At 73.2% G+C, this 12,800-nt stretch carries 12 protein-coding genes; 5 read left to right on the plus strand and 7 right to left on the minus strand.

All coding sequences use genetic code 11. The annotated features are described in order from the left end of the window. Nucleotides 1-536: 536 nt before the first annotated feature. Together ACVV2G_RS16760 and ACVV2G_RS16765 are read right to left on the minus strand one after the other, a co-directional pair. Nucleotides 537-1,481 (minus strand): cytochrome c oxidase assembly protein, encoded by a 945-nt coding sequence (locus ACVV2G_RS16760; protein ID WP_453843483.1) that lies wholly within the window; start codon nt 1,479-1,481, stop codon nt 537-539. Next, nucleotides 1,481-2,047: a DUF2243 domain-containing protein gene (locus ACVV2G_RS16765; protein WP_453843484.1), complete on the minus strand. Its 567-nt coding sequence runs from the start codon at nt 2,045-2,047 to the stop codon at nt 1,481-1,483. The genes ACVV2G_RS16760 and ACVV2G_RS16765 overlap by 1 nt, the downstream gene beginning before the upstream one ends. Before the next feature lie 432 nt (nt 2,048-2,479). On the opposite strand from ACVV2G_RS16765, the gene ACVV2G_RS16770 reads away from it, so the two are divergent. Then, nucleotides 2,480-2,911: a PPOX class F420-dependent oxidoreductase gene (locus ACVV2G_RS16770; protein ID WP_453843485.1), complete on the plus strand. Its 432-nt coding sequence runs from the start codon at nt 2,480-2,482 to the stop codon at nt 2,909-2,911. A gap of 9 nt (nt 2,912-2,920) precedes the next feature. On the opposite strand, the gene ACVV2G_RS16775 is transcribed toward ACVV2G_RS16770, so the two are convergent. The 5 genes from ACVV2G_RS16775 to ACVV2G_RS16795 form a co-directional block, all read right to left on the minus strand. Continuing rightward, nucleotides 2,921-5,083 (minus strand): MMPL family transporter, encoded by a 2,163-nt coding sequence (locus ACVV2G_RS16775; RefSeq protein WP_453843486.1) that lies wholly within the window; start codon nt 5,081-5,083, stop codon nt 2,921-2,923. A gap of 141 nt (nt 5,084-5,224) precedes the next feature. Next, nucleotides 5,225-5,731: a MarR family winged helix-turn-helix transcriptional regulator gene (locus ACVV2G_RS16780; protein ID WP_453843487.1), complete on the minus strand. Its 507-nt coding sequence runs from the start codon at nt 5,729-5,731 to the stop codon at nt 5,225-5,227. A gap of 73 nt (nt 5,732-5,804) precedes the next feature. Next, complete coding sequence (locus ACVV2G_RS16785; protein WP_453843488.1) at nt 5,805-6,266, minus strand: hypothetical protein; 462 nt, start codon at nt 6,264-6,266, stop codon at nt 5,805-5,807. A gap of 177 nt (nt 6,267-6,443) precedes the next feature. After that, nucleotides 6,444-6,776 (minus strand): DUF3140 domain-containing protein, encoded by a 333-nt coding sequence (locus ACVV2G_RS16790; protein ID WP_453843489.1) that lies wholly within the window; start codon nt 6,774-6,776, stop codon nt 6,444-6,446. Between the two features lie 7 nt (nt 6,777-6,783). Then, entirely contained in the window at nt 6,784-7,029 is a 246-nt protein-coding gene (locus ACVV2G_RS16795; RefSeq protein WP_453843490.1) for a hypervirulence associated TUDOR domain-containing protein, read from the minus strand. 795 nt (nt 7,030-7,824) lie between these two features. Here ACVV2G_RS16795 and ACVV2G_RS16800 point away from each other — a divergent pair. The 4 genes from ACVV2G_RS16800 (at nt 7,825) to ACVV2G_RS16815 (ending at nt 12,541) form a co-directional block, all read left to right on the plus strand. After that, a complete protein-coding gene (locus tag ACVV2G_RS16800; RefSeq protein ID WP_453843526.1) occupies nt 7,825-8,490 on the plus strand; it encodes a fascin domain-containing protein in 666 nt (221 codons plus the stop codon). 640 nt (nt 8,491-9,130) lie between these two features. Further along, nucleotides 9,131-9,523: a hypothetical protein gene (locus ACVV2G_RS16805; protein WP_453843491.1), complete on the plus strand. Its 393-nt coding sequence runs from the start codon at nt 9,131-9,133 to the stop codon at nt 9,521-9,523. Nucleotides 9,524-10,061: 538 nt separating this feature from the next. Beyond that, the gene (locus tag ACVV2G_RS16810) at nt 10,062-10,976 is read left to right on the plus strand and encodes an AurF N-oxygenase family protein (protein WP_453843492.1); all 915 of its coding nucleotides are present in this window, start codon (nt 10,062-10,064) and stop codon (nt 10,974-10,976) included. 23 nt (nt 10,977-10,999) lie between these two features. After that, nucleotides 11,000-12,541 (plus strand): FAD-dependent oxidoreductase, encoded by a 1,542-nt coding sequence (locus tag ACVV2G_RS16815; protein ID WP_453843493.1) that lies wholly within the window; start codon nt 11,000-11,002, stop codon nt 12,539-12,541. Nucleotides 12,542-12,800: the final 259 nt, after the last annotated feature.

Consider the following 12,800-nt stretch of genomic DNA (forward strand, 5'->3'; position numbering starts at 1 on the left):
GTGTGGTCGCCGAACCAGTCCGACCACGAGGCCGCCAACTGCGGATTCTCGGTGGGGCCGGGGCGTGGGGAGGTGAGCGACATCGGCTCGGAATGCCGCGTTCCTCGGGGTGACGTGTCTGCCGTCGGGTCCGCCTACCCGCGGACGGCTCGACCATGACGCACGGCACACCTCACCCTCTTCGTGAGGTTCACACCTCTCACGGCCTTTGTCTCGTTTGTCCGACGGTTGCGGCATCTTCACTCGGTACCGGGCCATCACGGGTGCCGTCCCGGGCACCCGGAAGAGGACATCCACAGCGGAGGGGGACCTCGGGCGTGGTCATCGTTGCCGTCCTACTGCTGCCCGGAATGGGGCTGCTGTTGTTCACCATGACGTACCTGGAGGACCGGCTCTTCGGCGACACGGGCTCGGCCCGGCACGCCCGGAGCCGGCATCTGCGGCTGATCCCGGGCGGTGGAACCGGGGCCTCGCCGGCCCCACGCCCGGAATCGGCCGGACACCGGACACCCAGTCACCGGACACCCGGGCACCGGTCAGCCGGACGCGGGCCGGCCGACCGGGACGCCGCCTGAGGCGGAGCCGGCCCGCACGGGCCCCGGGGCCGCCCGCGGACGTCCCCGCCGGCGCTCGGGCCGCCAGGTGGCCACCAGGGCCGCGGCCAGCAGGAGTTCGGCGACGTCCCCGGCGTAGTACATGATCTCCGCGCCCTGCCGCACCTGGTCGACGGGGGCGTGGATGTGGATGAGGAACCCGCCGTACATCGCCTGGGCGATCAGGGCGTGGGCGGCGATCGCGACGCCCAGGTACACCAGTCTGGCCGGTACCCCGGGCCGCGCGGGTGCCGGGTCGGGGCCGGCGACGGCGTACGCGAAGAGGCATCCGGAGGCCAGGAAGTGGGCGTTCATCAGCCAGTGCCCCGCGGGGTGGCCCATCGCCGTGTCGTACAGCGGCGTGCAGTACAGCAGGCCCAGGGTGCCGGTGCTCAGCGCGAGCGCCACCGCGGGGTGGGCGAGCAGGCGCGCGGGGCGGCTGTGCAGCAGTGCGGTCACGCGGCGGGCGCCGGAGGGCGGCAGGGCGCGGAGCGCCAGGGTGACCGGAGCGGCCAGCACCAGTGCCGTCGGGGCGTACATGCCGGTCAGCATGTGCTGGGCCATGTGCCCCCGGAAGTCGGTGTGCGCGGCCGGCCCCAGCGGGGGCAGCAGGGCGACGGCCACCACCGCCAGCCCGCCGACGAAGGACACCGTCCGCCATGTGCTCCACCCCTGGGCGGGATTGCGGCGCCTGGCCCGGCGTACGGCGAGCAGGTAACCGCCGGCCGCGACCAGGAGAAGGGCGAGGACCAGTAGGGTGGGCGCCGCCTCCAGTGGGCCCTCGGCGCTGCCCGGAGCGTCGTGGTGTCCGGGGTGGGCGCCGTCCCGTGTCCCCCGGTGCGTGCCGTGACGCGGGTCCAGTGGTGAGGCGAGGTCTGCGTCGTCCATCAGGCACGGCCCCCGGCGCGCCCGGGTCCGCGGGGGGCCTCGGGGTCGAAGGGCCGTCCGCCGCGCTGGAGCAGGTACCCGCCGGCCAGGAGCAGGGCTCCGAGGACGAGGAACCCGGCGTCCCACCACGCCTGGTGCGGGCCGCCGTGGACATGGTGGATGCCCAGGACGTGGTGGTCGAGGACGCCCTCCACCAGGTTGAACAGCCCCCACCCGGCCAGGACCCAGCCCCACAGCACCCGGGAGGCCCACACCGCCCGCCGGTTGTGCGTGACCCTCGCGTACAGGAGGCCCAGGCCGAGCAGGACGGCGAGCCAGCACACCGTGTGGAAGACGCCGTCCCACACGGTGTTCATCTCCAGGCCGGAGACGGTGTTCGGGTCGTAGTACTTCACACCGACGCGGTCGTGGTCGGTGCTGGTGAGCATGTGGTGCCACTGCAGGAGCTGGTGGAGCAGGATGCCGTCGGCGAAGCCGCCGAGTCCCACCCCGAGGACGATGCCGGGCAGCCGGATGCCGTCCGGTGCCCTTCCGGCCGTTCGGGTCTGCCCTGCCGTGGTGGCCATCGCCTGTACTCCGTCCCGTCGGCGTGCGCGCGGACCTTCGGGACACGGTTTCCCGGTCGACGGCCCGGAGTCACTCCCCGGCGGGATCGTTCCGCCGTTTCCCGTCATGTTCCGCGGTGGCCGGCATCGCCCTTGCGGAGCCCGGCCGGCCCCTGCCCGGGGACCACACGGGTGAGCGGGGTGTCCGGCCGGCCGCAGCGGGTGCGGCTGCCCGCGCCCGCGCCGGCCGCGGGCGGGACGGGCGCGGCACGGGCGGGACGGGCGCGGCACGGGTGCGTCGTAGGGTGTGCAGGCGGACGGGGTGGGCGGGGTGAGCGGCGACAGCGGCACCGGGCCGGTCCCGGCGCCGGTGTCGGGACGGCCGCCCCGGCACCGACGGCCCCGGTGTGCCGCTGACCGCGGCCGGATCGTGGCACGGCGCGAGGAGGACCGATGGACACTGGGGAACGGCTCGACGCGGGCGGGGAGTTCGCGGAGTTCTGGCGGGAGCGCCGGGTGTGCTTCCTGTCGACGCCGCGCGCCGACGGGACCCCGCACCTGGTCCCGGTCGGGGTGACGTACGACCACGCCACCCGCACGGCGCGGGTCATCACGAGCCGGGGCACCGCGAAGGTCCGCAACGTCGAGCGGGCGGAGCGTCCCGTCGTGGCGGTCGGCCAGGTGGACGGCAGGCGCTGGTCCACCCTGGAGGGCGTCGCGACCGTACGGGACGACGCCGGGGCGGTCCGCGACGCGGAGACCCGCTACGCGGCCCGCTACCGGCAGCCCCGGGCGAACCCGGAGCGGGTGGTCATCGAGATCGTCGTACGCCGCTTCCTCGGCACGGTGCGCCCGCCGGCCGGGGACGACGCCTCCGCAGGGTGATCCGCCGGGTCAGCGGCCGTCGGCGGTTCGGGACGCCGGCGCCCCGCCGGGCGCACCCGGTCCGTCCGCCGCACCCGGTCCGCCCGCCGCGCCCGGCCCTCCGCGGCCGAGGCGTCCGGGCCACCACGCGACGGCGCCGATGTCCCGGGCGAGTGCCGGGACCAGCAGCGAGCGCACCACGAGTGTGTCCAGCAGGACGCCGAAGGCCACGATGAAGGCGATCTGCACGAGGAACGCCAGCGGGATCACCCCGAGGGCGGCGAAGGTGGCGGCGAGGACGACACCGGCCGACGTGATCACACCGCCGGTCGCGGTCAGTCCCCGCAGGATGCCTTCCCGTACGCCGTGCCGCAGCGCCTCCTGCCGCACCCGGGACATCAGGAAGATGTTGTAGTCCACGCCGAGGGCGACCAGGAACACGAACCCGTAGAGCGGGACCGAGGCGTCGGTGCCGCTGAAGCCGAACACGTGGGTGAAGACGAGGGCGGAGACGCCCAGGGTCGCCAGGAAGTTCAGTGCCACCGTCGCCACCAGCAGCACCGGCATCAGCAGGGAGCGCAGCAGGGCGACCAGGATGACCAGGATGATGGCGAGGACCACCGGCACGATGAGCGAGCGGTCCTGTCCGGCGGTGCGCTGGGTGTCGTACTGCTGGGCGGTGTAGCCGCCGACGAGGGCGTCCGCTCCGGGTACGTCGTGGACGGCGGTCCTGAGCCGGACCACGGTGTCCTTGGCGGCGTCGCTGTCCGCCGGCGCCTGCAGCGTCGCGTCGATCCGCACCCGCCCGTCGACCACCCTGGGGGCGCCGTCCCCGGGCCGGCCGGAGGCGGTCACCGCGGCCGCGGAGGCGACGCCACGGGTGTCGCGGGCCGCCGCGAGCACGGGGTCCAGCCGGTCGGCGTCGGCGATGATCACCGCGGGGTTGCCGGAGCCGCCCGGGAAGTGCCGTGCCAGGGTCTGCTGGGCGGCGACCGAGGGGGTGTCGTTCACGAAGATCTCGTCCAGCGGTACGCCCTTGGAGGACAGGGTCGGCGCGAAGGCGGCGCAGGCGAGCAGCGCGGCGAGCGACACGGCCCAGATCCGGCGGGGGGCCCGGTCCACCAGGTCGGCGACGCGGTGCCACAGGCGGTGCCCGGCCTCCGGGTCACCGGTCCGCACCGGCTTGGCCGGCCAGTAGGCGGCCCGGCCGAGCAGGGCCAGGACGGCGGGCAGGAAGGTGAGCGTGCTCAGCACGGCGCAGACGATGCCGATGGCGCCGACGGGTCCGAGCGCGCGGTTGTTGGTCAGGTCGCTGAGCAGCAGGGCCAGCAGGCCCAGGGCGACGGTCGCCGCGCTGGCGACGACGGCTCCCCAGGACGCGCGCAGTGCGGCGCGCACGGCGCCGAAGCGGTCCGGGTGCCGGGCCAGTTCCTCGCGGAAGCGGGCGGTGAGCAGCAGCGCGTAGTCGGTGGCGGCACCGATGACCAGGATGGAGAGGATGCCCTGGACCTGCCCGTCGACGCGTACGACGTCGCGGTCGGCGAGCGCGTACACGATCGCGCAGGCCAGGCCCAGCGCGAAGACGGCGCCGAGGATGATGACCAGGGGCAGCAGGACGCTGCGGTAGACGAGCAGCAGGATCACCAGCACCGTGGTCAGCGCGACGCCGAGCAGCAGTCCGTCGATGCCCGAGAAGGCGTCGGAGAGGTCGGCCTGGGAGGCGGCCGGACCGGCCAGCTGGGCCCGGGTGCCCGGGACCTGACCGGCGGCGTCGCGGATGCGTTCCAGGACGTCGGGCAGGCGGTCGCCGAGGCCGGGCTCGACCTGGACGACCGCCTGGAGTGCCTCGCCGTCGTCGGAGGGCAGGGCGGGTGTCGCGGGCCCGGCGACGCCGGGCTCCCCCTCCAGGCCGGCCACCGACCGGGTGGCCTCGGCCCGGTGGCCGGTGGCGGCGCCACCGTCCTCCGCGGTCCACACGACGATCACCGGGAGGGTCTCGTCCTGCTGGAAGGCCTTCTGCGCGTCGATGACGCGGGTGGACTCGGCGCTGCGGGGCAGGAAGGCGGCCTGGTCGTTGGTGGCGACCTCGCCGAGCTTGCCGGCGTACGGTCCGAGCGCCCCGCCGATGCCGAGCCAGACCAGGAGCAGGACGAGGGGGATGAGCCAGCGGGCCCGTCGGGAGGGGGTGGACATCGGTGTTCAGGTCTCCTGGTCGCCGGCGGCACGGAAAAGTGACTCGATCATAAACAATCTCAATGATTGAATTACTTGGGTCGGGGTGACACGCTCACTACTGCCCGGCTCTCTCCCCCGGATGCACCACGCGCCGGGGGATCAGCACCCGGTCGACCGCACGAGACCCAGTTCCTCGTTCATCGCCGCGAAGAAGCGGAGCACGACCGCCATCTCGTCCTCGTCGAAGCGTGCGCAGGTGGCGGCCGCCGCCTCGGCCAGCGGACGGAAGTAGGTCCGGGCCGCCGCGCGGGCGTCGGGCACGTAGTGCAGATGGACCACACGGCGGTCGGCGCTCTCCCGGACCCGGCGCACGTGCCCCGCACGCTCCAGCCGGTCCACGCAGGCCGTGACCGCGCCCGACGTGAGCCCGAGGTGCTCGCGCAGCCGCCCCGGCGTCATGGGTTCCCGCGCGTCCAGGATCGCGGCCAGCGCCTGCACGTCGGTGGCGTGCACTCCGTGGGTGCCGGCGAAGCCGTGCACGAGGCGGTTGATCTCGCCGTTCATCCGCCTCATCCGCGCGGCGAGCTCCTGCAGTTCGCCCGTCTCGGACCCGGTCCGGGTCCCCCGCTCGTGCGCGTGCTGTCCGCGCTGGTTCGCTGTCGACACGTGATCAGCGTATAGAAGGCTCTACGGTGCCGGTCGCGGGTGCGCCGCCGGGTGCCCGGGCGGGGCGCCGCCGTCAGGTGAAGGGGGCGTCCGGCCGCCGGGTGCCGGGGCTGCCGGGGCGGGCCGTGTGGTCCGGGTGGTCCCGGGTCCGGCGGGATTTCTTCATCTCCGCCTCGTACAGGTGGTCGCGCCCTTCGGCGAGCCGCTCCACCGCCTCGCGCTCCAGGTCCTTGAACGCCTGGTAGTACGTCCGGTCGTAGGCCTCGACGATCTGGAACGTCCAGTGGCCCGGGATGACGTTGCGGCCGAGGATCTCCCGCTCGACCCGCGCCGCCCACTCCGGGTGGCCCGTCTCGCGCAGCAGTTCCACCGCGCGGTCCAGTTCGAGGTCCGCCGTGCCGGTGAGCTGGTGGAAGGAGAAGAGGTGCCCACGGGCACGCTCGGTCGTCTCCAGGGCCTTGGACAGTGATCCGAGGGCTGCCACCGTGTCGTCGTCGAGACCCTCGGGGCGGCGGTGCGGGTCCTGGTCCTCCATGCGTGGACGGTTCCTTCCTTCGATGTGCTTCTTCGGTAGGGGTGGGGGGTGCGCCATGGGGTGCGAGGCGGGTGGCGGGGGTGCGGAGCGCCTGGCGGGAGTGCGGGGTGGGGGGCGCGGGGTGGGGGCGCGGGGTGGGGGCGCGGCGTGTGCCGGGCGAGGAGCGGGGCCGCGGAGTCATGTCGTCGGGTCGTGGCCCCAGTTCATGAGCGAGTACCGCCACCGGGTGTCCCGGACGTCGCCCGAGGGTCGCTGGGCCAGGTGGCGGCGGATGTAGCCGACGACCTTGCGCATGTGCCGGTAGTCGTCGTCCGTGAGGTCGCCCTTCCGCGTCCGCAGGATCTCCACGATCCGGCGGCCGGACGCGTGCCCGGTGGACTCTCCCCCGTCCTGGTGCTGCCCGGCGTCCTTCGACCGGTCGGAGTCCAGCCACTTCTCCATCTCGGCCGGTGTCATGTTCACCAGCTCGTGGAAACCGTCCCAGGTCTCCTTGCGGTCCTCGCCGTCCACGTCCGCCTCACTTCTTCTTCAGGGCGGACGGCTTGTGCACCGCGGACTTGCCGGACTTGTCACTGCGGACCTCGTACTGCGGATCGTCGGAGGACGCGTCCACCGTGCGGCCCGCGGCCTCGGTCCGCTTGGTGATCTTCTCCTCCACCTCGCCCTCGGTCCGGGTGCCGTGGGTGCTCCAGCTGACCTTGTCGCCCTCCTCGATGTTTTCGCCCTTGTCGCGGTGCTGACCCTTGTCGCGGTTCTTCGCCATCTCGGTGCTCCTCGGTTCGTCGGTCGTTCGCGGGGTCGTGGACCGATCCGGTGGCGCGGTGGTCCCGCACACGTAGCGGCCCTCGGCCCGGCGCGTGGTCCGGCTCGGCGGCCACAGGGGCGCATGGCTGTACGGCACCGACACGGCCGACCGGCGGTCGGTCGCCACGTACGCCGTCGAGAACGCGCTCCCGGTCGAGACCGCCCCCGGCCACGAGGACGTGCGGCGCCCGGCCGTGCCCGTTGCTCACCATGCGCCCTCCTTCGCCTGTGCAACAGCGTGAGCCCGGCGCCGGCGTTCCACCACTCGGCCGCGCCCCGCCGGCACCCGCGAGCGGTCCGATGGGCCTCGGGCCTCCCCCCTCGATGGTGACGATCCCGTCGGCCGCCCCGCCCCGGCCCCGCACAGTGGCCGCCATGGGAACGGTGCATTGCCTGGGCATGAACGGGAAACCGCGTGATTCATAATTGAACGCAATTGCGTTCGACTCTCGCCGTCTTACCGACAGATCCGTTCCAAAACGCACGTCGACGTCACTATGCTGAGATCGCTTCGCCGAGTGGGCGCAGCGGCTGCCGACGCGTCCGGGGAGGGACGCCGACCGCAGTCTTCGGGGGGTGCGGAGAAATTCGGGGGATCTCGTCGCCAGGGGAAACACTTCGTCACGCGTGCGCAATGGCCGCTTTCCATTGCTGCCGCCGACTCCCTGAGAAAGCGACCTGGAATCCATCGCGGGTCCATTGTCTCGCCGCCCCGGTATCCGTTTGACGAAAGCTGAGGAATCCTGTGAGACGTCTGACCTCCGTCCTTCTGTCCCTGAGCGCCGTGCTGGCGACCTCCGCGCTGGTCGCTCCCGCGGCCGGGGCGGCCCCGGCCGCCGACCGGCCGGCCTCCGCGCCCGCCGGATGGGAGGCGGTGGACCCCGCCGGCCTGGCGCGAATCACCGAGGGGACGGATGCCCGGCGGGTCCCGCTCGCCGCCGGGGAGGCCGCGGCGACCGCGGCCGAGGAGCCCGAGCTGCTGGCGATGCAGTCGGTCCGCAACGGCCGGTACGTGGCCGCCGAGGCCAACTACGCCGCCCCGAACACCGGTGTGCTGCGCGCCCGTTCGGCCGAGTTCGGTGGCTCCTGGGAGGGCTTCGCCTTCGAGTGGGACGAGGCCACCGAGACGTACGCCCTGAAGTCCCTGGCGAACGACCGCTACGTGGCGGTGGAGAAGAACTACACCGGCACCGCGCAGAACGTCCTGCGTGCCCGCTCCACGAGTGTGGGCGGCTGGGAGCGGTTCTTCCTGTACTACAGCGAGAGCGCGGACCGCTGGGCGCTCCAGTCCACGCTGAACGGGCTCTTCGTCACCATGGAGAACAGCTACACCGGTTCGCTCCAGTACGCCCTGCGCGCCCGCTCCGCCGAGATCAGCGGTTCCTGGGAGGAGTTCGTCCTCTACGACATCGGCGCCTGACCGACCGAACGGCCCACCGGTGCCCGCGTCTTCGCGGGCACCGGTGGGCCGTTGGGCTGGATGCAGGGGGGCGTGGCACAGTCTGTTCGGCATTCGGCGGATCGTCGCCCTGTGGACCGGCCGGCCCCCCTCACGACACCGAGTGCCCCTCCGGGTTCCGGGCGGTCGGTGCACGCGAAGTACCGTCTCCGCTGGGCATTTCAGTCACCGCCCCGCACAGCGGCGTTCTTGTGCGCACCTGCGGACGGCGGCGCCCGGCATCGGTTTCGAACGGCAACCCCGCAGTGGCGCGGTCGCACGGGGCCTCCGGACGCCGGCGAGTACGCACCACCGGCTCACTGCGCTCACTTCGCCTCCGTGGCAAAGATCCCGACGATCGCCGACGGAAGCCATCCGGCCCGCGAGGCCACCGAAGGACGACCGGTCTGGTCGTGAGACGAGAGCCCCCCGGTCTCCCCGGGGGGGGCGCTTCGACCCTTGCCGGGCCGGCGCCGCCCACGCCTACGTCACCGCCGTCACCGGTCTGCTCCCCCGCCCGCCCCCGGCCTGCCGGCTGCACCAGAGGCCATCAGGGTGCGTTTTACACCTTTTCTCCGGGTAACCCGTTTGGGGCCCCCTCACATGCGACGAGGTGAGAACCATGCTGGTGCTGGGACTTCTGCTCATGGCCGGCGCCGCCGCCTTCGCGGGGCTGCTGATCGCGTACAACCTGTCCGGTGGCCCGGACTACACGGTGACCCTGCTGGGGAGCCAGCCGTTCACGATCAGCACGCTCGGCGCGTTCCTCGGCGGCATCGCCCTGACTCTGATCTTCGGCTTGGGCATGTGGATGCTGCTCGCCGGAGCGATGCTGGCACGCCGCCGCGGCAAGAAGCACCGCAGGGAAAGGGAGACCGCCAGGCGGGCCACCGCGGAGCGCGACGAGCCGGCCGGCCGCACGGAGGGCCGGGGAGGCGTCGGCCCGGCCGACGAAACGACGGGGCGCGGTCACGCGGCGCACCGGCCGAACCGGCTCCGACCGCACAGCCGCTGACCCGGGCGGAGCGACGCTCCTCCCCGGGTGAGAGCGCCTGGCGGGAGCGTCCTCCGCCGCGCCACGACTGACGCGGACCGCGGTGAGCGGCGCGAGCGACCTGGCCGGATGCGCCCGCCCCCCCCTCCGCAACGACCAGCCCCCCGAGACGGCGCCCCCGGGACGGCGACGCCCCCGGACGACACGGACAGGACTCCGGCACTCGGGACGTCCACGAAGCCGGTCCCGTCGCGCGGGCACCACCGGAACCGCGGTGCGCAGCGCCGGAACGGCGGAAGGCTCCCCCGCCCTCAGGCGCTGCTCACCGCCGGCCTCCCAGGACGCGCCCGGCCTCCTCGACGCACCCCCGGCCGCGCCCGGCCGACCGGCCCCCAGGCCTCGGCCCCACGCCGACCGGGCCGGAACAGCCGAGGGTTACTCCGGGGTATGCACCAGGCCCCTCTTGCTATAAAGTCCGTCAACAAGGTGTTGTTACCCCCAGTAATGGCAGCCGAGGACGAGGCATACCCCGGACCGGACCGACTCGAGGAGTCCCGACATGGCCCTCAGCATCTCGCGACCCAAGACCAGGAGCCGTACGGCCGACGACGGCGTTGCGCGCCGGCTGCTGGACTCGTCCGCGCAGCTCTCGTACGACCCGCTCACCGAGGTCGACTGGGAGACGCCGCTCGACGAAGGCCTCCACGGGACCAGCCCGGAGTGGAGCACCCTGTACGGGACGGCGTACTGGGACGAGATGACCGACGCGCAGCGCAAGGCACTGACGCGGCAGGAGGCCGCGTCGGTGGCGAGCACCGGCATATGGTTCGAGATGATCCTTCAGCAGATGGTGCTGCGGGACATCTACGCCAAGGACCCCACCAGCGACACCTTCCAGTGGGCGCTCACCGAGATAGCCGACGAGTGCCGCCACTCGATCATGTTCGCCCGCGGGGCGAAGAAGCTCCGGGCACCGGCCTACCGACCGCACCGGGTGGCGGTCGAACTCGGCCGGCTGTTCAAGACCGTCGCCTTCGGTGAGGGGGCGTACGCGTCGATCCTGGTCGCCGAGGAGGTCCTCGACGTCATGCAGCGCGACTGGATGCGCGACGAACGCGTCGTGCCGTTCGTCCGCACCATCAACAACATCCATGTCGTCGAGGAATCACGGCACATGAAGTTCGCCCGTGACGAGACGCGCAGGCACCTCGCGCGGGCCGGGCGCACACGCCGCCGCATCCAGTCGCTCCTGATCGCCGTGTCGGCCTACGTGATCGTCACCAGCATGGTGAACCGGAAGGTCTACGCGAACGCCGGACTGGACGAGGACCGCGCCCTGCGTGAGGCGAAGGCCAACGAGCACCACAAGTCGATGATGCGGTCGAGCTGCTCCGGCCTGATGGAGTTCCTGACGTCGGTGGGTCTGCTCACCAAGCCCGCGCTGTTCTTCTACAAGCGCGCCAACCTGATCTGACGACCCGGAGCCGAGCGGACGACATGGCCTTCGCGATCACCCAGACCTGCTGCAACGACGCCACGTGCGTGTCCGTCTGTCCGGTCAACTGCATACGCCCCACACCCGAGGAGCGGGCCTTCGGCAGCACGGAGATGCTGCACATCGACCCGAAGACCTGCATCGACTGCGGCGCATGCGCCGACGCCTGCCCGGTGGACGCCGTCTTCCCGGTCGACGGCCTGACCGTCGATCAGCGCGAGTACGCCGGCATCAACGCGGCCTACTTCGAGCACGGCGAGGAGGAAACGGGAGCGGGGGCGCCGGGGACGGGCTCCTTCGGACCGAACTTCCACGCCTGGGGCGAGCCGGCCTTCGCACGGGTCCTGCCGTCGGACTTCGGGCCGCTGCGGGTCGCGATCGTGGGGACCGGGCCGGCGGGCATGTACGCCGCCGAGGACCTGCTGCTGCACACCCGGGCCGAAGTGACGCTCATCGACCGCCTTCCGGCCGCCGGCGGTCTGATCCGCTACGGCGTGGCCCCGGACCACCCTGCGACCAAGAAGATCGGCGACACCTTCGCCCGCTTCCACACGCACCCGCGCGTGCGCATGCACCTCGGCCTGGAGGTGGGCGCCGGCGTCACGGCGGAGGAGGTCGCCGCACACCACGACGCGGTGATCTACGCCGTCGGCGCCGCGACGGACCGGCGGCTCGGCATACCCGGCGAGAACCGGACCGGCAGCCTCTCCGCGACCACGTTCGTCGCCTGGTACAACGCACACCCGGACGTCGCACCGGACGCCGTCGACCTCTCGGCCGAGCGCGTGCTCGTGGTCGGCAACGGCAACGTCGCCCTCGACGTCGCCCGCATCCTGGTCTCCGCCCCCGAGACACTGGCCGGCACGACCGTCGCGCGCCACGCGCTGGCGGAGCTGCGCCGCAGCAGGGTGCGCGAGGTGGTGCTGCTCGGACGCCGCGGTCCCGAGGACGCCGCGTGCACCCGGTCCGAGCTGCTGGCGCTGAAGCACCTTCCCGGGGTGGACCTGGTCGTGGACGACCACGATCCGCGCGTCGGGGCGGCGATCGACGCCGCGGGCCCGCAGGACAAGGCGGCGGTGCTGCGGGGCGTGGCGCGGGAGGCCGTCGACTGGTCCGTGCCGCCGCACGCGGCGGGACGGCGGCGCCGCATCGTGTTCCGCTTCCTGTCCACGCCCGTGGACGTGTGCGGGGACGCGCACATGCGCGCCGTGCGCGTCACCGGCGGCACCGGTGAGCGGGAGATCCCGGCCGGCATGGCACTGCGGGCGATCGGCTACCGCGGGGTGCCGCAGGCGGGGCTCCCGTTCGACGAGGCGACCGGGACGGTTCCGCACGAGCGCGGCCGGGTGACCGGACGGGCCGGGACGTACGTGGTGGGCTGGATCAAGAGGGGGCCCTCCGGGGGCATCGGCGCCAACCGAGGCTGCGCGGCCGAAACGGTCGGCACCCTGCTCGCCGACGCGGTCGCGGGAGTACTGCCCCCTCCGGCCGCGGGGCCGAAGGCGTTCCACCGCCTCGCACGCCACCGCCGCGACCGCCGCTGACCGGCCCTCCGCCGCAGCCGCCGCACATCAGCCCGTCCGCCACAGCCGCGCGGAACAGCCCTCCGCCACAGCCGCGCGCATCAGCCCTCCGTGGCAGCCGACCGTCGGCACCGGCAGGCTGCCACGCAGCCGGTCGGGGCGGCCGGACCGGATGGCGAAGGTCCGCCCACGACGGCTTCCCGAGGTGTGACGGCGGCGTACCCGGACCGGTGACCGGTCCGGGTACGCCGGTGCGGCGGGCAGCGGAGCTGCACGGTTG

This window comes from Streptomyces sp. JK94 (genome assembly GCF_053613315.1).

What these genes read in the sequence shown, in the direction of transcription:
- ACVV2G_RS16775 (WP_453843486.1), bottom strand. Translation starts at nt 5,083, where the DNA reads ATGTCCACCCCCTCCCGACGGGCCCGCTGGCTCATCCCCCTCGTCCTG.
- ACVV2G_RS16765 (WP_453843484.1), bottom strand. Translation starts at nt 2,047, where the DNA reads ATGGCCACCACGGCAGGGCAGACCCGAACGGCCGGAAGGGCACCGGAC.
- ACVV2G_RS16805 (WP_453843491.1), top strand. Translation starts at nt 9,131, where the DNA reads ATGCTGGTGCTGGGACTTCTGCTCATGGCCGGCGCCGCCGCCTTCGCG.
- ACVV2G_RS16810 (WP_453843492.1), top strand. Translation starts at nt 10,062, where the DNA reads ATGGCCCTCAGCATCTCGCGACCCAAGACCAGGAGCCGTACGGCCGAC.
- ACVV2G_RS16815 (WP_453843493.1), top strand. Translation starts at nt 11,000, where the DNA reads ATGGCCTTCGCGATCACCCAGACCTGCTGCAACGACGCCACGTGCGTG.
- ACVV2G_RS16795 (WP_453843490.1), bottom strand. Translation starts at nt 7,029, where the DNA reads ATGGCGAAGAACCGCGACAAGGGTCAGCACCGCGACAAGGGCGAAAAC.
- ACVV2G_RS16770 (WP_453843485.1), top strand. Translation starts at nt 2,480, where the DNA reads ATGGACACTGGGGAACGGCTCGACGCGGGCGGGGAGTTCGCGGAGTTC.
- ACVV2G_RS16760 (WP_453843483.1), bottom strand. Translation starts at nt 1,481, where the DNA reads ATGGACGACGCAGACCTCGCCTCACCACTGGACCCGCGTCACGGCACG.
- ACVV2G_RS16785 (WP_453843488.1), bottom strand. Translation starts at nt 6,266, where the DNA reads ATGGAGGACCAGGACCCGCACCGCCGCCCCGAGGGTCTCGACGACGAC.